The 23,550-nt window shown below is 65.8% G+C and carries 23 protein-coding genes; 13 read left to right on the top strand and 10 right to left on the bottom strand.

Annotation, left to right across the window (positions count from 1 at the left end; genetic code table 11):
• Window positions 1–5 precede the first annotated feature (5 nt).
• The 4 genes from BP26_RS0124725 to BP26_RS0124710 are packed head-to-tail and all read right to left on the bottom strand — an operon-like array spanning window position 6 to window position 5,202.
• Window positions 6–1,019, bottom strand: coding sequence for a quinone-dependent dihydroorotate dehydrogenase (locus BP26_RS0124725; protein ID WP_029923225.1), 1,014 nt, complete (start codon window positions 1,017–1,019; stop codon window positions 6–8).
• Window positions 1,020–1,070: 51 nt separating this feature from the next.
• A complete protein-coding gene (locus tag BP26_RS0124720) occupies window positions 1,071–3,116 on the bottom strand; it encodes an AarF/UbiB family protein (protein WP_084183427.1) in 2,046 nt (681 codons plus the stop codon).
• Entirely contained in the window at window positions 3,113–3,775 is a 663-nt protein-coding gene (ribA, locus tag BP26_RS0124715; protein ID WP_029923223.1) for a GTP cyclohydrolase II, read from the bottom strand. The genes BP26_RS0124720 and ribA overlap by 4 nt, the downstream gene beginning before the upstream one ends.
• On the bottom strand, window positions 3,772–5,202 hold the full coding sequence (locus BP26_RS0124710; protein WP_029923222.1) for a 3-oxoacyl-ACP reductase: 1,431 nt from the start codon (window positions 5,200–5,202) through the stop codon (window positions 3,772–3,774). The genes ribA and BP26_RS0124710 overlap by 4 nt, the downstream gene beginning before the upstream one ends.
• Window positions 5,203–5,588: 386 nt before the next feature.
• Here BP26_RS0124710 and BP26_RS0124705 point away from each other — a divergent pair, with 386 nt between their 5' ends.
• From BP26_RS0124705 to BP26_RS0124690, 4 genes are all read left to right on the top strand, one after another.
• Window positions 5,589–5,864, top strand: coding sequence for a hypothetical protein (locus BP26_RS0124705; protein WP_157572757.1), 276 nt, complete (start codon window positions 5,589–5,591; stop codon window positions 5,862–5,864).
• A 178-nt stretch (window positions 5,865–6,042) separates the two neighbouring features.
• Window positions 6,043–7,068 carry a hypothetical protein gene (locus BP26_RS28070; protein ID WP_051749447.1) on the top strand — a complete coding sequence of 342 codons (1,026 nt, stop codon included), beginning with the start codon at window positions 6,043–6,045 and terminating at the stop codon, window positions 7,066–7,068.
• A gap of 22 nt (window positions 7,069–7,090) precedes the next feature.
• Window positions 7,091–7,789, top strand: a complete 699-nt coding sequence (locus BP26_RS0124695) for a histidine phosphatase family protein (protein ID WP_029923219.1) — start codon at window positions 7,091–7,093, stop codon at window positions 7,787–7,789.
• 61 nt (window positions 7,790–7,850) lie between these two features.
• A complete protein-coding gene (locus BP26_RS0124690; protein WP_157572756.1) occupies window positions 7,851–8,552 on the top strand; it encodes a hypothetical protein in 702 nt (233 codons plus the stop codon).
• 182 nt (window positions 8,553–8,734) lie between these two features.
• Here the strand turns inward: BP26_RS0124690 and BP26_RS0124685 are convergent, their stop codons facing one another.
• Complete coding sequence (locus BP26_RS0124685) at window positions 8,735–9,787, bottom strand: NAD(P)/FAD-dependent oxidoreductase (RefSeq protein ID WP_211255045.1); 1,053 nt, start codon at window positions 9,785–9,787, stop codon at window positions 8,735–8,737.
• Between the two features lie 256 nt (window positions 9,788–10,043).
• Here BP26_RS0124685 and BP26_RS0124680 point away from each other — a divergent pair, with 256 nt between their 5' ends.
• From BP26_RS0124680 to BP26_RS0124655, 6 genes are all read left to right on the top strand, one after another.
• Window positions 10,044–11,117: a phosphotransferase family protein gene (locus BP26_RS0124680; RefSeq protein WP_029923216.1), complete on the top strand. Its 1,074-nt coding sequence runs from the start codon at window positions 10,044–10,046 to the stop codon at window positions 11,115–11,117.
• A 274-nt stretch (window positions 11,118–11,391) separates the two neighbouring features.
• Entirely contained in the window at window positions 11,392–11,919 is a 528-nt protein-coding gene (locus BP26_RS0124675; protein ID WP_029923215.1) for a DUF488 domain-containing protein, read from the top strand.
• Window positions 11,920–11,980: 61 nt separating this feature from the next.
• Window positions 11,981–12,754: an SDR family oxidoreductase gene (locus tag BP26_RS0124670; protein ID WP_029923214.1), complete on the top strand. Its 774-nt coding sequence runs from the start codon at window positions 11,981–11,983 to the stop codon at window positions 12,752–12,754.
• A 34-nt stretch (window positions 12,755–12,788) separates the two neighbouring features.
• Window positions 12,789–13,067, top strand: a complete 279-nt coding sequence (locus BP26_RS0124665; protein WP_029923213.1) for a hypothetical protein — start codon at window positions 12,789–12,791, stop codon at window positions 13,065–13,067.
• Between the two features lie 134 nt (window positions 13,068–13,201).
• Window positions 13,202–13,990 carry an alpha/beta fold hydrolase gene (locus tag BP26_RS0124660; protein WP_029923212.1) on the top strand — a complete coding sequence of 263 codons (789 nt, stop codon included), beginning with the start codon at window positions 13,202–13,204 and terminating at the stop codon, window positions 13,988–13,990.
• 25 nt (window positions 13,991–14,015) lie between these two features.
• Entirely contained in the window at window positions 14,016–15,662 is a 1,647-nt protein-coding gene (locus BP26_RS0124655) for a fatty acid--CoA ligase (protein WP_029923211.1), read from the top strand.
• A 33-nt stretch (window positions 15,663–15,695) separates the two neighbouring features.
• On the opposite strand, the gene BP26_RS0124650 is transcribed toward BP26_RS0124655, so the two are convergent.
• Genes BP26_RS0124650 through BP26_RS0124640 form a run of 3 tightly spaced genes read right to left on the bottom strand, consistent with a single transcriptional unit; the run spans window position 15,696 to window position 17,782 of the window.
• Entirely contained in the window at window positions 15,696–16,247 is a 552-nt protein-coding gene (locus tag BP26_RS0124650) for a hypothetical protein (protein ID WP_029923210.1), read from the bottom strand.
• A complete protein-coding gene (locus BP26_RS0124645; protein ID WP_084183426.1) occupies window positions 16,244–17,104 on the bottom strand; it encodes a pirin family protein in 861 nt (286 codons plus the stop codon). The genes BP26_RS0124650 and BP26_RS0124645 overlap by 4 nt, the downstream gene beginning before the upstream one ends.
• 33 nt (window positions 17,105–17,137) lie before the next feature.
• Window positions 17,138–17,782 carry an ATP-dependent Clp protease proteolytic subunit gene (locus tag BP26_RS0124640; RefSeq protein WP_029923208.1) on the bottom strand — a complete coding sequence of 215 codons (645 nt, stop codon included), beginning with the start codon at window positions 17,780–17,782 and terminating at the stop codon, window positions 17,138–17,140.
• A 176-nt stretch (window positions 17,783–17,958) separates the two neighbouring features.
• Here BP26_RS0124640 and BP26_RS0124635 point away from each other — a divergent pair, with 176 nt between their 5' ends.
• Window positions 17,959–19,842, top strand: a complete 1,884-nt coding sequence (locus BP26_RS0124635) for an ATP-binding cassette domain-containing protein (RefSeq protein WP_029923207.1) — start codon at window positions 17,959–17,961, stop codon at window positions 19,840–19,842.
• Window positions 19,843–20,001: 159 nt separating this feature from the next.
• Window positions 20,002–20,316: a hypothetical protein gene (locus tag BP26_RS0124630; protein ID WP_029923206.1), complete on the top strand. Its 315-nt coding sequence runs from the start codon at window positions 20,002–20,004 to the stop codon at window positions 20,314–20,316.
• Between the two features lie 116 nt (window positions 20,317–20,432).
• Here BP26_RS0124630 and BP26_RS0124625 read toward each other — a convergent pair whose 3' ends face one another.
• Together BP26_RS0124625 and BP26_RS0124620 are read right to left on the bottom strand one after the other, a co-directional pair.
• Window positions 20,433–20,609: a hypothetical protein gene (locus tag BP26_RS0124625; protein ID WP_157572755.1), complete on the bottom strand. Its 177-nt coding sequence runs from the start codon at window positions 20,607–20,609 to the stop codon at window positions 20,433–20,435.
• Window positions 20,610–20,774: 165 nt separating this feature from the next.
• Window positions 20,775–21,461, bottom strand: coding sequence for a murein L,D-transpeptidase catalytic domain family protein (locus BP26_RS0124620; protein WP_029923204.1), 687 nt, complete (start codon window positions 21,459–21,461; stop codon window positions 20,775–20,777).
• A gap of 113 nt (window positions 21,462–21,574) precedes the next feature.
• Here BP26_RS0124620 and BP26_RS27120 point away from each other — a divergent pair, with 113 nt between their 5' ends.
• On the top strand, window positions 21,575–23,344 hold the full coding sequence (locus BP26_RS27120; protein WP_051749445.1) for a L,D-transpeptidase family protein: 1,770 nt from the start codon (window positions 21,575–21,577) through the stop codon (window positions 23,342–23,344).
• Window positions 23,345–23,550: the final 206 nt, after the last annotated feature.

The raw sequence follows: 23,550 nt of genomic DNA, 5'->3' as shown, positions 1-23,550 counted from the left end.
AACGATTAACGACGCAATGCGCGGGCGCAGTCGCCGATGAAACCCGGGCCGCGGTAGATGAAGCCGGTGTAGATCTGCACCAGATCGGCGCCGGCCTCGCGGCGCGCCGCGGCATCCGCCCCGCTGAGGATGCCGCCCACTCCGATCAGGGGAAAATCCGGACCCACCGCCTGGCGCAGGCGGCGCAGTACGCGATCGGCCAGTGGCCGCAGCGGCGCGCCGGATAGACCGCCCGCTTCCTTGGCCAGGGCGCGATGCTCGACGCCGGTGCGCGTAATGGTAGTGTTGGTGGCGATGAGGCCATCGATGCCCCGTTCCCGTGCGGTCTGCGCGATATCGATGAGCTGGGCGTCATCGATATCGGGCGCGATCTTGATCAACAAGGGTCGGCGCTTGCCGTGGCGGTCGGAGAGCTGCTCGCGCGCGTCCGTGAGCTTGCGCAGCAGCTGGTCGAATCGTCCGGACTGCTGCAGGTCGCGCAGGCCGGCGGTATTCGGCGAGGAAATATTGATGGTGATGTAGTCGGCGACCGGGTAGACCTTGCCCAGGCAGATCAGGTAATCGTCCTCGGCACGCTCGATCGGGGTGTCGGCGTTCTTGCCGATGTTGATGCCGAGGACCGCGCGGCGGCGCGCGCGGGTGGCGCGGGCCACCAGTGCATCCACGCCCTGATTGTTGAAGCCGAGGCGGTTGATGATGGCGCGTTCATGTGGCAGGCGGAACATGCGCGGACGCGGATTGCCCGCCTGCGGCCGCGGCGTCACCGTGCCGATCTCGATGAAGCCGAAGCCCATGCGATCGAAAGCCTCGATGCACTCGCCGTTCTTGTCCAGGCCGGCCGCGAGGCCCACGCGGTTGCGGAACTCCAGCCCCATCAACCGTACCGGATCTTCCACGGTGCCACCGGCCAGCATGCCGGCCATGTCCGGATGGCGCGACAGCCAGGCGACGGTCATTTCATGGACATGCTCGGCGTCGAGCGAAAACAACAGCGGGCGGACAAGCGGATACAGAAACATTGATGAGGGTTGGTCAGGGCGAAAGCGTGTGCGGGCCGATGATACAGCGCATCAGCCTGGAATCAGGGCGGGCACCGGCTGCGCCTTGGACAATGGCGGCCGCGGCAGGGGCATCGGCACAGCGGCGGGTACCGGCGGCACCAAGCGGCGCGCCAGGCGGCCACGCACGGCGTTCAGTTCGCGCACGAACACCTCTCTGCTGAAGGTGGCGGGCAGGCGCAGGGCGACGATGGCCAGGTCGATGGCCAGGCGCCGGCCCGGCTCGCCCTCGTAGAGCGTGCCGATACTGCCGGCCAGGGCGAACAGGGCCCGCGACAGGTGCAGGTAATCGCGCTTCAGCACCAGACCCACCTGCTGCGTGTTGGACATCAGGTGCAGCACGGTCTGGCCACGCGCGTGCAGGCCGGCCAGGCCGCCGCGACGCACCTCGGCGATGAAGCTGCCGCGGGTCAGGCGGCTGACGTTCTTCTTGCGCAGGGTTTCGTCAAGGGCCATGCGGATTTCCTCGCGGCGCGCGGCGTCGACTTCCGGCTGCGTGCTGATGCGGATCAGCGCATCGGTGAGCAGTTCGGTATCGGCCAGGATGGCGCCGGCCAGATAATCCCACACCGGGCCCCACTTGCCGTTGAGGTCGATGACGTTGCCCCAGTCGATCAGGTTGAGGCGGCCGTCAGGCGCCACCATGACGTTGCCCGGATGCAGGTCGCCGTGCATCTCGCGGAAGGCGAAGGCGTGATAGAGCACGGTATACAGCAGCTGCTCCGCCAGCTTGATCTGGAAGCGACGACGCTCGCGCTTGGGCATCCGCGCCAGGGCCCGCGGCAGGCTCTGGGCATCGCCCAGATATTCCATTTCGAGGATGCGACGGCTGCTGCCGTACAACTCCGGCACGCGCCACAGACGGCCCTTGAGGCTGCGCTGATAGAAACGCTGGTGGTTGCGCGCTTCGGCTTCGAAGTCCAGCTCCTCGACGAAGCCGGCGACGAACTCATCGACCTGTTCGTGCAGCGCGCGCAGGAACGGCGTCAGCTTGGAGTGCGGCGCCCAGTACTGACTCGACATGATGGCGAGGCCGATGACCAGCTTGCCGATGGCGAACTCCCGATCGATGTTGTGGCGGCCGACCTTGATGATGATCGGCCGCAGTACTTCCCTGCCCCCTTCGAGGAAGGGCTTCTTCGCCAGGTAGACCGAGCCGATGGAGCCGGACTTGAGCGGCTTGTCCGCCTCGAAGCCCATGTACAGCTTGTCCGGCAGCTTGCCGAAGCATTCGATGAAGGCGGCGTTGACCTCGTCCGCGTTCATCGGCGTGACGTCTTCGTGGAACACCGCCAGCTCACGCGCGATTTCATCGGGCAGGAAGTCGGCGTTGGCGGCGGCGACCTGGGCCAGCTTGACGAAGAACGGGCCGAACTCGTTGACCATCGCCGCGACGATCCTGGCCTGGGCGCCGAAGTCCTTGGGATCGGCCTGGAAGAACGGCTTGATGTAGCGGATGGCGCGGATCTGGCGACGCACGATGGCGGCATCATGTTTGATCTGCGCGGCGCGCTTGAGCAGCTCGTTGAGCTGCCACTGGTTGAAGCGCTTGCCGGCCTTGAGCAGGTTGATGACTTCGACCAGCAGCGGCTCGTAGGAGCGCAGCACCAGGCGCACCATGTCCAGGCCCAGCTCGCCCAGGCCCTTCAGCTCCGGCGCGGAAAACAATTCGTTGAAGAACTGCCAGAACTCGTTGACCAGGGCCTCGGGCACCGGCACCGGGCTGCGCGCCACCACCTGCTCGACCACGAAGCGGATCAGGTCTTCGGTGGACTGCTCGTCCGGGATGAGGCGCCGCTTGCGCAACAGCTGGGTGATGCGCTCGGTGGAGCGCAGCACCGGATGCTGATAGAGGCCGCCAAAGGCGCGGTCGATGACCAGGCCGAGCTGGGCGCGGTCGACATCCTCTTCCGAGGCAAGCAGCTTGAGCAGCGGCACGAAGCCGCGCGACACGCGTACCGTCGACAGCCCCAGCGCCCCAAGTTCCCGTACCAGCCCCCGCGATTTTTCGGGGGGGTCCGCGCGAACCGTGTCGGTGGGCGCGGCGGGCTGGGTCACGGTTTGCTTTCGCCCTTGCCGCCGAGCAGCAGGTGCCCCATCTTCTGCATCTTGGTATCGAGATAGGCGGTGTTGTGCGGGTTGCGGCCGTGCTCCACCTCGACCCGCTCGACCACTTCCACGCCGTCCTTGACCAGGGCATCGAGCTTGGCGGGATTGTTGGTCATCAAGCGGATCCGGCAAAGTCCCAGTTCTCGCAATAACTGGACCGCCAAACCATACTCGCGCGCGTCGGCGGGAAAGCCGAGCTGGTGATTGGCTTCCACCGTGTCGGCGCCCAGATCCTGCAGCGCATAGGCGCGGATCTTGTTGCCGAGGCCGATGCCGCGCCCTTCCTGGCGCAGGTACAGCAGGGCGCCGCGGCCCTCGCGGGCGATGGCTTCCAGCGCCGCGCGCAGCTGGAAACCGCAGTCGCAGCGCAGCGAGAACAGGGCGTCGCCGGTGAGGCATTCCGAATGCACCCGCACCAGCGGCGCCAGCCTGCCCGGGATTACGGGATCCTTCTTGCCGGAACCCGACAGGTCGCCCAGGGTCATCGCCAGGTGTTCCTTGCCGTCCGATGACTTGTAGGCCTGCACCGTGAACAGCGCGAACGGCGTGGGCAGCTGCGCCGTGGCGATGTGCTTCAGCGTCTTCGCAGGGTTTTCCAAAAGAGTCATGCGCCGAAGAAGTTCTGGCCGCAGACGCGCAGGGTGCGGCCGTTGACGGCGGCGGCATGCGCGCTGGCGAAGAAGGTCACCGCCTCGGCGATGTCGATGGGCAGGCCGCCCTGGCCCAGCGAGGACAGGCGCCGCCCGACTTCGCGCGGCACCGCCGGCATCGCCGCGGTCATCTGCGTCTCGATGAAGCCCGGGGCCACCGCGTTGATGGCGCCGCCGCGGCGGGCCATTTCAGCCGCCAGCGCCTCGACGTAGCCGATGACGCCGGCCTTGGTCGAGCCGTAGTTGGTCTGGCCGGCGTTGCCGCCGATGCCGCCGATGGAGGAAATGCACACCAGGCGCCCGCCATCCTTGAGGCCGCCGGAGAGCAGCTTCTCGTTGATGCGCAGGATGGCGCCGAAGTTGACGTCCAGCACCTGGTCCCAGAAATGGGCAGGCATGTTCTTCAGCATCTTGTCGCGGGTGATGCCGGCGTTGTGCACGACGATATCGGCGCCGCCGAAGCGCCGCTCCAGCTCCTCGGCGATGCGCGCCGGAGCGTCCGCGGCGGTGATGTCCAGCGGCAGGCCGAGGCCGTTGAAGGCGGCCAGGGTCTGGCCCAGCACGCCCTCTTCCTGCGGCCGGTCGATGCCGACCACCTGGGCGCCCTCGCGCGCCAGGGTGGCGGCAATGGCGGCGCCGATGCCGCGCGCGGCACCGGTGACCACAGCCACCTTGCCGGCGAGCGGGGCTTCGAATTCCTTCAGGGCCTTGGCCGGGGCGAACGGCGCGCCCAGCGGCAGCACCTGGCCGGTGATGAAGGCGGAATGCTCCGACAGGAAGAAGCGCAGCGGCCCGGCCAGCAGGCCGTCGGCATCACCGCCGACTTCGAGCAGGTTGACGGTGATGCCCTTCTTGCCGACTTCCTTGGCCAGGGAGCGCACGAAACCGCGCAGGGCCTGGCTGGCGGCGTGGGCCGCCGCATCCTTGTTCTCGGCCGGCGCGCGCGACAGCAGCAGCACGCGGCCATTGCCCGGAATGCGGCCCACGCGCGGCTGACAGAAATCGTACAGCTCGCGCAAGCCGGAGGGGCCGTTGACGCCGGTGGCGTCGAATACTAGGGCGTAGGCGGCGCTGTTGCGCTCCTCCGCGCCCGGCTCGGTCTTCAGTGTGACGCCGGCAGCCGCGGCGGCGTGCTTGATCGGCGGCAGGCCGGGATGGCTGGGGACGATCTGCACGGTGGCGCCGGCGCCGTCGAGCGCAGTCAGCAGCGACGCTGCGAGCTCACCATGGCTACCCCCGCCCAGCAGGACCGCGCGGTCGGCCAGGGGCCTGGCGGCATAGCCCGACTTGGCGCGGCGCAGGCGCGGCGCGGCGGGCAGGCCCAGCGCGGTGGCGATGCTCTTGCCGAGGGGAGAATTGGCGAATTCGAGGTACCGATCGGACATGGGTGCTCCGGGGGCTGCAACGGCTCGGGGGACAAGGGTCTGTCGACAGCCCATATGGGCACTGAAACGGCTGTCGACAACCCCCTGGGGGCGCGTATTATCGCAGCCTCGCCCCTCGCGCGACAGCGCCATGGCGCCGAGGCGAACTGTCCCTGTGGATCAGGCACTTGCGAAGGGATATCGAGGTGCTTCGAGCTGCCGGCGAACAGGCCTTACGCAGCCATAGGAGGCCAATTTTACCCGTTGCCTTGATCAGCCACGGTTATATAGTGCGGGAGTGACCTGTGCCCAGCACCCCCGGCATATGTCTTGCTTCAAGCGTTTCGACGATACTAAGTAGATACATCCGGCACAGACCGGACTGGGGGCGCTCTCAGGGAGTCGCCATGAAGAAAACAACTATGGGCGCCATCGTCGCCGCCCTCAGCCTCGCTGTGTCGGGTTATACCGCGCTCGTCGCGTCCGCCGGCGCCAAGCCAAAACTCGTCCATACGGTCCTGCAGCGCAGTCCGGCCGATATCGCCGCCCGCGACCGCATGGCAAAAATGGTCGCCGAAGTGGCGGCGCGTACCGCTGCACAGACGGCCAAATCGGTGACGATGAGTCGCCTGCACGCGCAACAGCAAGCTCGCCCGGTCGAACAAAAAACCGCCAGTCGCTGATTTTTGCTGGATATTTCGGTAAAGTCAGGGTGTCGAGTAAAGGAGGCGCAGGGCGCGTGTTGTGGTCGCGCCCGACCGGTCGGCACAAGTGCTTTGCATGCCCGCGTGTTCAGGGTGCTGCAGGCCGGGAACCTACCACGCAGGTAGCAGGACACTCAGGCTTTCGGGGGCTTTTGCAATGACATTCACTCGTGTCGGCATCATCGTAGTCATCACCGCGGTCGCGGTTTATTTCGGACTGAACCTGCTGTTGCCGCACAACACGGCGGAACAGAAGGCCGCTGGCGGCACCACCCCCGACCAGGTCTTCAGCACGACTGCGGACGCCACGCCCGCTCCTGCCGCCACACCTCCTGCAGACCAGGAGGCGCCTGCCGCTGCGACCGCCGGAGCTGCGGTGCCGCCGCCGGCGGGTTCCACCGAGACCGCAGCCACCGCTGCCGCAGCTCCGGCTGCGCCCGCCCAGGGCCTGAGCGAGGAAGAAGCCCGCAAGATCGCCGAGGAAGTCGGCCGCAAGGTCGCCACGCAGGTCGCCTCCTCCGTGGTGCAGAGCAACCAGCCCGCACAGCCCGCCACGGATACCGCGCCGGCGACGACGGACACCGCCGCGGCCGGCAGTTCGAGCTCGGGCAGCGCCGACCAGGCGCCGGCGGCCGCGCCGGCCGCAGAACCCGCCGCTGCGGCTGCACCGGCCGAAGCGCCCGCACCGGCCGCCACGGCTGAAGCCGCACCGGCAGAGGCCGCCCCCGCGCCCGCACCGAAGAAGAGCAAGCACACCAGCGCCGCCGCACCGGCCGCAACCGCATCCAGTAACGCCGCGCCGACGCCCGCAAAGGCAACCGCCAAGTCACGTCCGGGTGAACAGTCAACCGATGCCATCACCACCTGGTGGCCGGCGCTCGACAAGCAGAAGGACAGCCAGCTCAACCTGGTCTATGCCGGTGAAGCCGCTTCCGAAAAAGCCGCCGTCCTGCTGTTCTCCGACAACATCGGCAATGTATCCGCGGCTGCCAGCCACATCCAGATCCTGGACAGCAGCGGCAAGCCCGCCGCCGGGCATTGGGAAGTCAGCCCGCAGAACGCGCGCATGCTGCTCTTCAAGACCAAGCCGGGCCGCTACACCCTGATCCTGGCGCCGGAACTGGCCGGCCTGTCGGGAAAGACCCTGGGCACCGGCCTGCACGGCCCGGTGTACGTGCACTGAGCGGCGCGGAGTACTTCCGCACGTGACCAGCCTGGTCCTGGTGCGCCACGGCCAGGCTTCGTTCGGCGCCCGCAATTACGATGAGCTGTCCGCCCTCGGCGAACGCCAGGGCGTGCTGCTGGGAGAGTACTGGCAACGTTGCGGGCGCCGCTTCGATGCCGCCTGGAGCGGCGGCATGGAGCGCCAGAAACTGACGGCAACCCGCGCCTTCGGGGCGATGGACGCACCGGATACCGCGGTGGCGATCGACACCGCCTTCAACGAATTCGACCACACCCAGTTGATCCGCGCCTACCTGCCGCTGGTAGCCAAGGAACACCCCCGGTTCCAGGTCGATCCCAGGACCCTGTTCAATGACCACGACGCCTTCCAGCGCCTGTTCGACCTGATCATTGCCTGCTGGATCGGCGAGCGCAAAGGCGCGGCGCCCATCGACGAAAGCTGGGAGGCTTTCCAGGCACGCTGCATGGACGGTCTGCGGCGCATCGCCGACAGCGGGGCCAAGCGGGTCGTCGCCTTTACCTCCGGAGGCGTCATTACCGCAGCGCTGCGCGCGGCACTGAATCTCGACGCCGACAAGGCTTTCCACCTCAACTGGGAAATCCTCAATGCCTCGGTGCACACATTCAAGCTGGGCAAGCGCGGCCTGATCCTGCAACGGTTCAACGAAACGGCCCATCTCGAAGTGATGCAGGACCCGGACCTGTTCACGTATCGTTAGGGCAAGGCCGGGGTCGCCCGGATCAATGCCGCAAAAAAAGGCATCGGCACGGGGAAGCCTGATGGACACACCGGAAAAGCCTGAGCGGGAACCTGGGACAGCACCTCCCCCGCAGACTCTGACGGAGCGGGTGAAGGAACAATTTCCCAATCTGTTCATCACCCTGGTCAGCGTGCTGATCGGCCTGGTGTTCCAGGACCTCGTCACCGAAGCGCGGGCGCGCATGCACCTGTGGCCGCTGAACATGGACAGCCTGCGCACCTGGAGCCAGCTGTTCGCCAACGGCACCTCCGCCATGACGGTGTGGATCGTCTATGCCCACATCGGCGTTTCGAGAAAGCACATCCCGACCCTGGGAGATTCCCTGTTCGCGATCCTGCCGCCGGTGCTGATCCTGGCGGCGACTTCTTTCGTCGGGCAGCAAGAGGTCTGGCCCTGGTTCTACGTGGCAAGCGTCTACCTGGTGAGCACCATCGTGGTGGTGCGCTGGAACGTGCAGCTGGCGCTGGCGGAACAGGGGCTGGCCGGACTGGCGCTACTGGTCCGTCCGAAGGGGATGTTGCTGGTCCCCATGATGGGCGCGCCGTTCTTTGCGGCGGTCGGATGGGCCAGCCAGCATCGGATGCTTTCGCCAGCGTTCGAGCTGCTTTGCGCCGTGATTCCGACACCTGCCGCGCTGTGGTGTGTGCATTTGTTCTTTCGGGATTGGCATCGAGCAATCGGCGCGGTCGAGAGCGACACTCAGAAAGAGTCTCTGTCCTGACACAACGCCAACGCAGCCCTGCGGATAAGGGCCGGATAACGGAGTTCGCAGCTTGGGCCTCAGGGCTCGCGTGCGCGGGAATGACACGCTGGGGATAGAGGTGCTGGTCGTTGAAGCGGCCCTGTGTGTGACAACGAAAAACGGCCCGCTTGCGGGCCGTTTTTCATGACGCTGCGTACCGGTCAGGCCGCCCGCTTCTCGTCCGCGAACGGATCATCCACCCCCAGCCGCTTGTGCATCACCGGGCTGGTCGTGGTGTATTGCAAATGCACCTTCTCCCCCGGATTGAGCCTGGCCTTGATGGCGAACGCCGCCAGCGCGGCCTCATGGAAGCCGGACAGGATCAGCTTCTTCTTGCCTGGGTAAAAATTGATGTCGCCCACGGCGTAGATGCCCGGCGTGGAGGTCTCGAACTTCTCGGTGTCGACGTGGATCTGGTTCTTGTGCAGGTTCAGCCCCCACTCGGCGATGGGACCGAGCTTGGGATGCAGGCCGAAGAACACCAGCAGGTGGTCCAGCTCCAGGCGGCGCGCCACGCCGTCGGTACCGGTGACCTGGATCTCGCGCAGGCTGCCATCCTCGGCATTGCGCAGCTCGGTGACGCTGCCGGCCAGGAACTGCATTTCCAGCTCTTCGCAGAGCTGGTGCATCTTGGCCACCGAAGCCGGCGCGGCCTTGAACTTGTCGGAGCGGTGGATCAGCACCACGCTGGCGGCCTTGTCCTTGAGCGCCAGGGCCCAGTCCAGGGCGGAGTCGCCGCCGCCAAGCACCACCACGTTCTTGCCGCGATGGATCTCGGGATCGCGCACCTTGTAGAACAGGTCGCGGTCGACATGTTCGGCCACGCCCGGCACCTGCAGCTCGACCGGCTGGAAGGCGCCGACGCCGCCGGCGATGATGATGGTCCTGGTGTGGAACTCGGTGCCCTTGCTGGTCTTCATGTAGAAGGAGCCGTCCTCGAAGCTGCGCACCTCGGTGGCCTGCTGACCGAGGTGGAAGGTCGGGCCGAAGGGCTTGATCTGCTCCATCAGGCGCTCGATCAGCTCGCGCGCGCCGCACACCGGCAGGGCCGGAATGTCGTAGATGGGCTTGTCCGGATACAACTCGGTGCACTGGCCGCCGGGTTCGGGCAGCGTGTCGATCAGGTGGGCCTTGATGCCGAGCAGACCCAGTTCGAACACCTGGAACAGGCCGCAAGGTCCGGCACCGATAATCACCGTGTCAGTATGTATCATGGCTGTATTGAATAGTCCGGCCATGGATGGCCGGTGTTTGAACATGGAGGTTCATGAAGTCGCGAATGATAGGGCCTGCTGCACTGCGGAAAAAGCGGTTACCGGTTATTTTCTTAGTCCAATTGGGAATAAGAGAACGCTCGCAACCTCACCGACATCTGCTTATCATTTTATTAATTAAATCATAATCAATGGATTGCGCTTTATTTTTAAAGTAGCGATCCGCACCCGCTTCTGAAGAGGAGGAAGGCTGAGCATGTCGACCGCCCCGCTGGATCAGCCCGGCGCAGTCCGCGACGAGAACAGTTTCGACCCGCTGCGTATTCTGCCTTTCCTCAAAAGCCGGATCCCCGGCCTTGCCGACGGTCCCATCGAGTTGAAGCAGTTCCAGGGCGGCGCGTCCAACCTCACCTACCTGCTGAAGATCGGCGGCCGCGAGACCATCCTGCGCCGTCCGCCGGGCGGCACCAAGGCCAAGTCGGCACACGACATGGGCCGCGAATTCCGCTTCATGCAGCGGCTCAGCCCACACTTCCCCTGCCCCCGGCCTCTCGCCTATTGCGAGGACGAAAGCCTGATCGGCAGCACCTTCTATGTCATGGAAAAGTTGCAGGGCGTGATCCTGCGCCGCGACCTGCCCAAGGGCCTGAGCTATGCGCCGGAGCAGGCGCGGCAGCTGTGCCTCAACCTGATCGACACCCTGATCAAGCTGCACACGCTGGACTACGAGCAGGCCGGGCTGTCCGACCTGGGCAAGCCGGCGGGCTATGTCGAGCGGCAGGTCAGCGGCTGGTGCGAGCGCTTCGAGAAGGCCATCACCGACGACGTACCCAGATGCGAAGCACTGATGGCCTGGATCAAGGCCAAGCGCCCGGCGGACTCGGCACGGCCCGGCATCATCCACAACGACTACCGCTTCGACAACGTGGTGCTGTCGCCCGAGGACGGCACCAGCATCGTCGGCGTGCTCGACTGGGAGATGGCGACGCTGGGCGACCCGCTGCTGGACCTGGGCAACTCCCTCGCCTACTGGGTGCAACAGGATGATCCGGAAATGATGCAGACGATCCGCATGCAGCCCAGCAACCTGCCGGGCATGCTGAGGCGCGACGAGATCGTGCGCTACTACGGCGAAAAGACCGGGCGCGAGATCGGCAATTACGACTTCTACTATGTCTTCGGCCTGTTCCGGCTGGCGGTGATCGCGCAGCAGATCTACTACCGCTACAAGCTGGGCCAGACCAGGAACCCCAGGTTCCAGGCCTTCGGCATGTTCGTCACGGTGCTGGCGCAGGTGGCCGACGGGGTGATCCAGAAATCCACCCTCTAGGGAGCCTCTGATCAATTCCAAGCCCTGCCGCGGTTTGCTCTTTGACGCAGGGCAAGGCGCGAGGAGCGTGGTGTACTGAATGTACACGAGCGACGAGCAACGCCGCCCTGCGTCAAAGGGCAAGCCGCCCGAAGGGTTGCCCCCCATTTTGCACCAGGCTGCGTTGCTCGCTCCTCATGTGCTTCAGCACACTTCGTCGCTCGCGCCTTGCCTGGCACAAAATGGGGGGCAACGACAGGGCTTGGAATTGATCAGAGGCTCCCTAGGCCCAGCCATGGAAATCCACACCATCGGCCATTCCACGCGAACTGTGGAAACACTGGTCGATCTGCTGCGGCAGAACGGCGTCGAGGAAGTGGTCGACGTGCGCAGCGTGCCGCGCTCGCGTTACAACCCTCAGTTCAACGGTGATGCCCTGCGCAACTCGCTGGCCGCCACCGGACTGGCCTATCGCCATATGCCAGGCCTGGGCGGCCTGCGCAAACCACGCATCGATTCGTTCAACGATGGGTGGGAGAGTGAGGGCTTTCGCGGCTACGCCGACTATATGCAGACTTCGGGATTCGAGGCGCAGCTCGCCGAGTTGATCGCGCTGGCACAAACGAAAAGGCTGAGCCTGATGTGCGCCGAGGCGCTACCCAGCCAATGCCATCGCTCCCTCATCGCCGATGCCTTGAGCGTGCGCAAGGTGACGGTGCAGCACATCGTCGACGCAGGGCTCCGGCAACTGCATACCCTCACCCCGTGGGCGGTTCGCGAAGGAACGCGGCTGCGCTATCCCTTCACGCTGCAGGCCGGTTAGAACCGCGGCGGGCGCACCCAGCTAGAATATCCACCTCAATCAAAACAATAGAGGAGCCACCATGTCCACCAAACTGTTCGATCTCAGCGGTCGCGTCGCCCTGATCACCGGCGCTTCGCGCGGCATCGGCGAGGCCACGGCGCGGCTGCTGGCGGAACAGGGCGCCCACGTCATCGTCTCCTCGCGCAAACAGGAGGATCTGGACAAGGTGGCGGCTTCGATCACGGCGGCCGGCGGCAAGGCCACCGCCATCGCCGCCCACCAGGGCGAATCCGCGGCGCTGAAGAACCTGATGGAAGAGATTACGGGGCAGTTCGGCCGGCTCGACATCCTGGTCAACAACGCGGCCACCAATCCGTACTTCGGGCATATCTCGGATACCGATGCCGGCATGATCGACAAGACCCTGCAGGTCAACATCAAGGGCTACTTCGAGCTGTCGGCCCTGGCCAGCAAGCTGATGAAGAAGGGCGGCGGCGGCGCCATCGTCAACATCGCCTCGATCAACGGCGTCAAGCCCGGCAACATGCAGGGCATCTATTCCATCACCAAGGCGGCGGTGATCAACATGACCCTGGCCTTCGCCAAGGAGTGCGCGCCGTGGAAGGTGCGGGTCAATGCGGTACTGCCGGGTCTGACCGACACCAAATTCGCCTCTGCCCTGACCAAAAACGACCAGATCCTGAAGACGGTGCTGCCGCAGATCCCGCTGGGGCGGATGGCGCAGCCGACCGAGATCGCGCCGGCCGTCCTGTTCCTGGCCTCGGACGCGGCGAGCTACGTCACCGGCACCACGCTGACGGTAGACGGCGGCTTCCTCGCCGGCGGGCTGTAGGAATCCGCCAATCCGCAGCGGCGGCGAACGCAGCGTGGCCAAGCGCGCGGGAAACCATACGGACCATCTGCTCGATGCCCTGGGCCAGATGGTCTGTGTCGGCGACCGCGCCACCCTCGCCCATATCGACCGGCTGTACCTGTACGGTTTGCCGGTCGAGAAACAGGATGTCTTCGAGGGCTGGCTCGGCAAGGTGGTGACCGTCACGGACCTGGACGACTGCGGCACCATCGCCGTCAGCTTCCAGGATGAGGCAGGTGTCAGGCAGGAGTTCTGGATCGAGGCAGGCTGGCTGCATCGCCTGCCGATCTGAGGCGCCATTCAGAGATCTGAAACCCCATCCAAAGTTGTGCGGCAAGCGCCGAAATCCGCGCTAGACTCGTCTCACCAGGAGGCGCGGCAATCATCGCGCCTTCCCATAACAAAATCAGCTGGAGGAGAACACGCATGCCCTACGCACAGGTCAATGGCCAGAAGCTGTATTTCGAGGACACCGGCGGCAAGGGCCCGGTGGTGGTGTTCTCCCACGGCCTGCTGATGGACCAAAGCATGTTCGCACCGCAGGTGGCGGCGCTGCGGGATCGTTACCGCTGCATAAGCTGGGACGAGCGCGGCCACGGCCGCACCGCGGGCGATGCGCTGGCGCCATTCAGTTATTACGATTCGGCCGACGACCTCGCCGCCCTGCTCGCGCACCTGGGCATCGGGAAGGCCGTGCTGGCCGGCATGTCCCAGGGCGGTTACCTGTCCCTGCGCTGCGCCCTGACCCACCCACAAATCGTGCGGGCGCTGATCCTGATCGACACCCAGGCCCTGCCGGAGGATCCAGCCAAGATGCCCGGCTACAAGCAGATGATGGACATCTGGGCCGCGCAGGGCCTGCCCGACCCGATCGCCGACACCATCGGGCAGATCATCCTCGGCCAGAACTGGTCCGGCGCCGCCGCCTGGAAGGACAAGTGGCGCGGCTGGAAGGCGCACAATCTGCTGCAGTGCTTCCAGACCCTCGGCGGACGTGACGATATTTCATCGAAGCTGGAACAGATCAAGGTACCGGCCCTGGTGGTCCACGGCGACCTGGACATGGCGATCTCGCTGGATCGCGCCAAGGCCATGGCCGAAGGCCTGCCGCAGGCACAACTGGCGGTGATCGAGGGCGGCGGCCATGCCGCGAACCTGACCCACCCCGACCAGGTCAATCCGCAGATCGAAAAATTCCTCGCCAGCCTGCATTGAAACAACGCACCGCATCGGAGCACGCATGAGCTTCAACCCGATTTTCCGTACGCCATCCGCCTACGACTTTCCGTTGCTGATCAAGCAGCTATGGATCACACCGCTGGCCAATGCGCCGCAGCAGGAGATCCTGTATCGCGACGAGCGACGGCAGACCTATGTGCAGACGCGCGCGCGTGTCGGTCAGCTGGCATCGACCCTGAGCGGCCTGGGCGTGAAGCCGGGCATGACGGTGGCGGTGATGGACTGGGACAGCCACCGCTACCTGGAATGCTTCTTCGCCATCCCGATGATGGGCTGCGTGCTGCAGACGGTGAATATCCGGTTATCGCCGGACCAGATCCTCTACACCCTGAATCATGCGCGCGCCGACGTGGTGCTGGTCAATGCCGAATTCCTGCCCTGCCTGGAAGCGAACCGCGACAAGCTGGAATCGGTCAAGACCTTCATCCTGATCGACGATACCGGCACGCCGCCGCAATCGCCGCTCAGTTTCGCCGGCGAGTACGAGGCGCTGCTGGCGAAGTCCGATCCGGCTTACGACTTCCCGGACTTCGACGAGAACACCCGCGCCACCACCTTCTACACCACCGGCACCACCGGACTGCCCAAGGGCGTGTACTTCAGCCACCGCCAGATCGTGCTGCACGCCATGGGCATCCTGGCCTGGTTCGGCACCGCGCCGGTACAGGGCCGCATCCACCGTGAGGACGTGTACATGCCGATCACGCCGATGTTCCATGTGCACGGCTGGGGCATGCCCTTCGCCGCGACCTTGCTCGGCATCAAACAGATCTACCCGGGGCGCTACGTGCCGGAACTGCTGCTCAAGCTGATCCGCGAAGAGGGCGTGACCCATTCGCACTGCGTGCCGACCCTGCTGCACATGCTGATCAACCACCCGGCCGGCAAGGACGTGGACCTGTCGAAGCTGAAAATGGTGATCGGCGGTTCGGCCATGTCCAAGGGGCTGGCGAAGGCGGCGCTGGAGCGCGGCATCGACGTCTATTCCGGCTACGGCATGTCCGAAACCGGGCCCTTGCAGGTGGTCAATCACCTGTCCAGCGAAGACCTCAAGCAGGATCTCGACACGCAGGCGGCCTTGCGCGGTCGCGCCGGGCGCGCGGTGGTGTTCTGCGAGGTGCGCGCGGTGGACGACAAGATGCAGTCCCAGCCACGCGACGGCAAGAGCACCGGCGAGATCGTGTTCCGCTCGCCCTGGCTGACCCAGGGCTATCTGAACGACCCGCAGAAGTCCGAGGAACTATGGAAGGGCGGCGCCCTGCACTCCGGCGACATCGGCAGCTTCTCCGAGGACGGCTTCCTGCATATCGCCGACCGCGTCAAGGACGTGGTGAAGACCGGCGGCGAATGGATTTCCTCGCTGGACCTGGAGGACATCATCTCGCAGTTCCCAGGAGTCAGCGAAGTGGCGGTGATCGGCGTGCACGACGCCAAATGGGGCGAACGGCCGCTGGCGCTGGTAGTGCCGCAAGCGCAGACCAACATCGACCCCGAGGCGGTGCGCCGGCATATCGCCGGCTACGTCGACAAGGGCGTGATCTCCAAGTACGGCATCCCGGACAAGGTATTGCTGGTGGAGGCGCTGGAGAAGACCAGCGTCGGCAAGCTCGACAAGAAGCGGCTGCGCACCAGGTACGCGCAAACCTAGCCGGCAGCCCGCGGCGCAGCCGCGGGCCGTTTCTCAGGGCTTGAGGTTATCGGGCACGCAGCCGCCGACATTGCCGGCGTTGCAGGCATTCTGCTGCGAGAACTCCGCGGCCTTGTCGTTGGGGTCGCGGTCGCTGTGATCCGGCGCCTCGGTCGGCAATACGCGTTCACCCACCGCTTCGAGCACCCGCTTCACCAGCTTCTTCTTGACGTGCGGCGTGGCGTCGCAGCCGGCGCACGGCAGGTTGTCCTGCAAATCCTTCAGCTTCTTGTCATTGTCGTTGAAGACATTGCGCTGGCCCTGGACGTTGACGCGGGGCAGCGTGACGTTGGCGGTGGTACCCGGCGTATCCGGATGCTCGCCGGCCCCGACGATGGGCTCGGGCGCGGGAGCCATCTGCAGATTGGAGGGCGGCGCTGGCTTGGCCTGCTCGGCCGGAGGTGCTGCCGGCGCCGATGCCGGGGGCGTTGCGGGCACGGACTTTTGCGCCGGGGCCGACTGGGCCAGGACATTGCCGCCACAGACAGCCAGGACGAGTGCCAGCGTCAGGCGCAGCGGTGCGCGTATTGCCGGGTACGGTTTCATGCGAAACCCGGCACCCGGGGAAACTTGCCCGCCTTCCAGTCCGCCTCGCACGCGCGCCCCTCCTCGACACTGTCCACGATGAAATTCCACCAGATCGCGGTGGGCTCCGGCAGCGGTACGCCGCCAAACAACAGGGCTCGCGCCCCTTGTGTCGAACCGATGCGGATACTGACGCCCCCGGTACCGAGCGTGGCCAGCACGCCGGCGGGGACAGCGGTCCCGCCCAGTGTCACCTCTCCGATGGCGACATACAAGGCCAGCTCATGGTCCGCACTGACGGGTAACGCAAGTTCCGCGCCGGCCTGCAGGGTCAGATCGAGGTAAGTCAGCGGCAGATGCGTCGACACCGGCGACCGCCGCTCGCCCAGCGTGCCGGCGATGACCCGCACCACCGCGCCCGGATACTCCACCCGCGGCAGCACCGCGGCGGCGAAATGCTCGAAGGCGGGATCCATCTTGCGCCGCTCGCGCGGCAGCCCGACCCAGGTCTGGATGCCGTGCAGGGCCTCGCCGTTGCGCACTACGGTTTCCGCATGGGTGATGGCGCGGCCGGCGGTCATCCAGTTGACGTCGCCCGGGCTGATCACCTGCACCGAGCCGAGCGAGTCACGATGCTCGATGGCGCCGGAGAACAGGTAAGTGACGGTCTGCAACCCTACATGCGGGTGCGGCGGCACGTCCATCGCCCCGGAAGTGGTTTCATGCGGGCCGAAATGGTCGAAGAAGACGAACGAGCCGACGCGGCGCTGCTCGCGACGCGGCAGGGCGCGCAGCACTTCGGCCGAGCCGGTCAGGGCGGCCGGCTTGGCGGGCAACAGATGCACCACGCGGCGTACGTTTTCTTCGACCTGCGTCATGAAACCATATTCCGGAAGAAGGTGGCGGCGGCTTTACAGATCTTTCGCATTCTGGACGATGCGGCTGACCATGCCGTAGGCGATGGCTTCCTCGGCACTCATCCAGTGATTGCTGTCGGTATCCTGTGTCACCTTCTCGTAGCTCTGGCCGGTTTCGCGCGCGATGAGGTGGTTGATGCGCTCGCGGATCTTGACGATCTCGCGCGCCTCGATGGCGATGTCGCCGGCACGGCCGCGGATGCCGCCCAGCGGCTGGTGCAGCAGGAAGCGGGTGTTGGGCAGGCACAGGCGGCGTTCTTTGACGCCGGCCAGGAAGATGGTGGCGCCGGCGCTGGCGACCCAGCCGGTGCCGATGATGCGTACCGGGGCGATGGCGTCGACGAAGCGGATCATGTCGTGGATGCTGTCGCCGCTCTCGACGTGGCCGCCGGGGGAATTGACGTAGACGTCGATGGGCTTGTCGGAATCGCTGGCCAGGGACAGCAGGCGCGCCACCACGTCGCGCGCCAGCTTGTCGTTGATCTCGCCGAAGATCAGGACCTTGCGCTGGTTGAGCAGGCGCAGCTCCAGCTCGTTCACGGCAGCCGGCGGCGGCGTGGCGGCCTCGGCGCCCGGCGGCACATCCTCGGGGTCGGCCGCTTTCGGGTTGGGGCCGAGGGAGGAGAAGCTTCTGTTCATGTAGGGTCCTGAGGTCTTGCGAAACGGAATTGGTCCGGAATCCTGGACGGATTCCGGGGTGCAGGGTAACCGGTGCTTCGGGGCAGCTCAACGCGGCGGCGCCGACCCTCTCCGATCATGTGGTCGGTCCGCAACGACTACAATAGCGCGCCTGATCTTCCCCCTGCGTCCGCCCCATGCTGCTGAACCTCAAAAACCTGAGCCTGAACCTGGGCAGCACCGTGCTGCTCGACAAGGTGGAACTGACGCTGGAGCGGGGCGAACGGCTGTGCCTGGTGGGCCGCAACGGCACCGGCAAGTCTACCCTGATGAAGCTGATCGCCGGCAGCATCCTCCCCGACGGCGGCGATATCGTCCGCGCGCAGAACCTGCGCGTGGCGCAGTTGCCGCAGGACGTGCCGAAAGGCCTGGCCGGCACCGTCTACCAGGTGGCCGCGGCCGGACTGGGCGAAGCCGGCCGCCTGGTGGCCGAGTACCACCGCCTGCTGCACGACGATCCGGACAACATGAAGGCCCTGGGCGACATCCAGAGCGCGCTGGAAGCCCACGACGGCTGGTCGCTGGACAGCCGGGTGCAGGCGGTGCTGACGCGCCTGGACCTGGACGGCGATGTCGAATTCTCCGCCCTCTCCGGCGGCCTCAAGCGCCGCACCCTGCTGGCCCAGGCCCTGGTGGCGGAGCCGGACCTGCTGCTGCTGGACGAGCCGACCAACCATCTGGATATCGACAGCATCGCGTGGCTGGAGGAATTCCTGCTCGGCTGGAACGGCACCCTGCTGTTCGTCACCCATGACCGCGCCTTCCTGCGCCGCCTGGCGACGCGCATCATCGAGCTGGACCGCGGCATCCTGCGCAGCTGGCCCGGCACCTACGACGACTACCTGCGCCGCAAGGAAGAAGCCTTGCGCGCGGAAGCGCAGCAGGGCGCCCTGTTCGACAAGCGGCTGGCCCAGGAGGAAGCCTGGATCCGCAAGGGCATCGAGGCACGCCGCACCCGCAACCAGGGCCGCGTCGAACGCCTGTACAAGCTGCGCGACGAGGACCGCGCGCGGCGCAAGCTGCCCGGGCAGGTGAAGCTGGCGGTGCAGGAAGCGGAACGCTCCGGCAAGCTGGTGGTGGAAGCGGAAAACGTGAGCTTCGCCCGCGGCGAACGCCTGCTGGTGAATAATTTTTCCACCACCCTGCTGCGCGGCGACAAGCTCGGCATCATCGGCCCCAACGGCGCCGGCAAGACCACCCTGCTCAACCTGCTGCTGGGCAAGCTGGCGCCGGACAGCGGCACGCTGAAGAACGGCACCAACCTGCAGGTGGCCTACTTCGACCAGCTGCGCGCGCTGCTGGACGAGAACAAGCCGGTTTACGAGAACATCGGCGACGGCAAGGATTTCGTCGAGATCGACGGCAATCAAATGCATGTGATGAGCTACCTGCAGAACTTCCTGTTCACGCCGGACCGTGCGCGCAGCCCGGTGAAGGCCCTTTCCGGCGGCGAGCGCTCACGCCTGCTGCTGGCGCGACTGTTCGCCCAGCCGTCGAACCTGCTGGTGCTGGACGAGCCGACCAACGATCTGGACGTGGAGACGCTGGACCTGCTGGAGGAAAAGCTCGGCGAATACACCGGCACCGTGCTGCTGGTCAGCCATGACCGCGAATTCCTCGACAACGTGGTGACGCGCTGCCTGGTGTTCGAGGGCCGCGGCCGCATCGGCGAGTACATCGGCGGCTACCAGGACTGGCTGCGGCAGCGCTTCTCCCCGGGATCGGGCAAGAGCGAGGGCAAGCCCTCCGCATCCACGCCCCGGCAGCAGGCCGCGCTGCAGGCCAAGTCCACCGCCAACGCCAAGCTGAACTACAAGGAACAGCGGGAGCTCGCCACCCTGCCCGGCCTGATCGAAAAACTGGAAGCCGAACAGGGCCAGCTGTCCGAACTGCTCAGCGACGGCAGCATCTATCAGCGCGACAAGGCCAGGGCGGTCACCATCCAGGAACGCCTGGCGGCGATCGGTGCCGAATTGACGACGGCCTACGCGCGCTGGGAATCGCTGGAAGCCCAGCGCTAGGCGGATTTCCCCGGAGCTGGGCAAAACAACGCGTTGGATGCGGCCGAAACAGGCCGAAATCCAATTGAACTCCCGTGAACCGTGCCGTTCTTATATCAGGCAGGGGATATGAAATCCCCGCCCACGGCACGTGGCCATTTCATGGAAGGAGAGGCAGACATGTCCAAGCAGCAGAAGGATCACCCGGAAAAACGCCCGGGCCAGCCGGATACCGAGCGGGAAGCCCCGCGCGCCGGACAGCAGCACCAGAACGAGCAGAGCCGCCAGCAGCATGGCGGGCAGCCGCAAGGCCAGCAGTCCCCTCAACCAGGCTCCCAGCAGCGTTCCGGCCAGCACCGGCAGGATGACCTCAGCCAGGGCAACCGCCAGCACGGCTCGGGTTCCATGGACGCCCCGCGCAACCCGCAGGATCAGCGGGACCGTTCGATGGAACAGGGTCGGAACGCGGAGCAGCGGCAGAAGGACAAGCCGTAGCGAGTGCGGGGCGCCGGAACGGCTTTACCTCCCGGCGCGGCATCACTCTTGAGCTGACTCACGGCGGCGCCGTCCAGGGAGCGGCGCCGCGATCTCTTGACCAGTACGGCCGAAAATCAACCGTAGACGGTCAACTCCCCGATCAGCGACTCGAGGTTGAGTTGCAGTGCGTCCTGTTTCGGCAGGCGCAGGCGGCGTTCGGCCAGCCAGTCGCCGAGGATGAGGGCGGTCAGCGTCAGGGCACAGAGCAGGAATAAACCAATAATCAATCCGACGATAGGCAAGGGGTGCATGGCAGCCTCCTTATGTTGCATCGCAACATTGTAGGGAGTGCACGCCAATAATTCAAGACCAATTTGGTTACAGATTGAAGCAGAAGGCACGATAACTAAATTTAACGTCTTATAGTCAATTTTAATAGCTATATAGGCGAAATTAATGAACGACGCCGTTCTGCTTCAGTGTACGGCAGCGATTTCAGTCCCCGAGCAATGCAGATAAGGTGAAGAGGAGAGCCAGCGGCGATCGGGGTAATAGGCGAACACATACTGGCCGCCCTTGAGGACGTTGATCAGCTTGGGGGCGACAGCCTGCGGTACCGCCGGACACCCCCAACTGCGGCCGATGCGCCCCTGGCTGCGAGCCGCCGCATAGCTGACGTAGGAGGCGCCGTGGATCACCAGGGCGCGCTGCAAGGCGTGGTCATTGGTCCCGGGCTCGAGCCCTTCCATCCGCAGGGAATAGCCGTTATGGCCGTCATACGGATCGAGAGTGCGGAACAGGCCGATGCTCGATTCCAGACTGCCTTCGACATTGGAAAAACTGCGTGCCTGGTTCTCGCCGCTGTTGCGGCCATGGGCAACCAGCTCCTGGTAAAGCAACTGCCGCGTGGACAGGTCGAACACCCATAACCGCGCCTCGGTGGATGGCCGCGAGTAATCGATCACCGCAAGCCGCTGCGAAGACGGCAGGCCACGCTCCACAGCGCATTGCCTCGCTTCCAGCGCCAGGCCAAGCACCGCGGGGTCCGCCGCCGGCGCGGCGCGGCGCAGGGCTTCGGGCAGGCTGTCGCTTGCGACGGCTGCCGCAAACGGTGACAACAGGCTCAGCAGGGCGGCGAGCGCCGCCCGGGAAGTCGGGCGCATCGTAGCGGACACACGGATAGTCGAAGCAGCGGCTATGCTACCCGAGGGCTTTATGCATTGACATCCGGCCGCGCCGGACGGTGGCGTCGGCCACACTAATCGGGACCTTACGCATGGCATCTGATCCAGGTCGCGGGACAGCGCATGGCTGCGGCCGGCTTATCCGCCTGGCGCTGCTATGGCTGCTGGTCCTGCCCGCCTCCAATGTCCCGGCGCAAGCGCCGACCGCGGGAGACGAGCCGCAGCGGATCCAGGCCGAAGTCGAGGCGCTTGGCCCGGGCGGCGTGATGCTCCTGCCCGACATCAAGCTGACGCTCAACCAGGCGGTCGCGCAATTTTACCGGCAGCGCGGCTTCGAACCGGCGTGGCCGGATGATCACCGCGTCGACACGCTGCTGGGCGCCCTGCATGAATTGACTCTCGATGGCCTCGACCCGGAGGACTACCGCGCCGGCGATATCGAACGCGGCCGTAGCGCCCTCGCCGGCACGGCCAGCCAGCGCGCCGATTTCGACCTGCTGGCCACACGGTCCTACCTGCTGGCGCTGACCCACCTCTATCGCGGCAAGGTCGATCCGCGCGACTTCGATCCGGGCCGCAACTTCGATGCGCGCCAGCTTGATCCGACACAGGGCCTGCAAGCGGCTCTGGCCGCCGTCGGCGACGGCGACATCGCCTCCGCTTTTGCCCGCGCCCGACCGCAGCACCCGCTGTATCGCGGGCTGCGTGAAGCCATGGGCTCCCTGCGCGACGTGGCGGGACGGGGCGGCTGGCCGCGATTGCCTGACGGGCCGGCGCTGAAACCGGGCGTGACCGATCCGCGCGTGCCGCTGCTGCGGCGGCGCATCATCGACGCCGGTTACCTCCCCACCGATCTCGATGCCGAAGTACTCGATTCCCCGAACTATGATGCGCAGCTGACCGCCGCCGTCATCCGCTATCAGACCGAGCAATACCTGGGTGCCGACGGAGCCATCGGCCCTGCTACCCGCGCGGCGCTGAATGTGCCGGTGGAGGCGCGCATCCAGCAGCTGCGCGTCAACGAGGAGCGGGCGCGCTGGCTGCTGCACGAGGTCCAGAACAAGCTGGTGGTGGTGGATATCGCGGGTTACAAGCTGCACTATTTTTCCGGAGCCGCCGACGCGGCGGCGCAAGCGCCGAAGCAGGACACGACAACCGCCGCGCCGGCCGCGCAAGCGCCCATCGACCCGCAATCGCAAGCACCGGTGACGAGTGGGGAAATGCCGGCCTGGAGCACCCGCGTGCAGGTCGGCAAACCGTATCGCATGACGCCGGTGTTCAAGTCGGCGATCGACGAGATCACCTTCAACCCGGCCTGGGTGGTACCGCCGACGGTCTATCTCAAGGACATCCTGCCCAAGGTCCGCCGCAATCGTGCTTACCTGGCGGCCAACCGGCTGCATGTGTTCGATGCGCAGTGGCGGGAAGTGTCGCCGCAAAGCGTAGACTGGAACAAGCCGCCGGCGGGGCTGCGGCTGCGGCAGGAAGCGGGGCCCGGAGGCGCGCTGGGCCGCATCAAGATCAGCTTCCCCAATCCCTATGCCGTCTACCTGCACGATACGCCGCACCCGGAACTGTTCGACCGGGGGGCGCGCGCCTTCAGTTCCGGCTGCATCCGGGTGCAGCAGCCCTACGACCTGGCGGAACGCCTGTTCGACGACCCCGTGCGCTGGAACCGCGCCGCCATCGATGCCGCGGTGGCGGAAGGCAGCACCCGTACCTACAAGCTGGCCAGGCCGGTGACCATATTGTTGGCCTACTGGACGGTGGACCTGCACGAAAACAACCGGCCGGCCTTCAAATCAGACATCTACAACCTCGATGCTCCCTTGCTGAAGGCGCTCAACCGGCCGCCACACTGAGGCGAGGCCCGGTTCCGGAAAGCGGAAGGCCCCGGGGCTCGCGCCTCCGGGGCCTGGTTTGTCTGAATCGATTAGCCATCCGTGGCAGCTTGCTCCCAACTACTCCGGCGCCAGTTTCCCCCGAAACCGGCAGCACAGATAGACACGCCCTCTTTCCCGCAAAATCCTGGCCAACCCGAGGCTGTGGAGTCCAGTCTATATTCCTA

It is taken from the genome of Nevskia soli DSM 19509 (assembly GCF_000711955.1).
Taxonomy (GTDB): domain Bacteria; phylum Pseudomonadota; class Gammaproteobacteria; order Nevskiales; family Nevskiaceae; genus Nevskia; species Nevskia soli.
The sequence above is the reverse complement of the archived record's forward strand: the minus strand, read 5'-3'. Positions and strand labels throughout refer to the sequence as shown.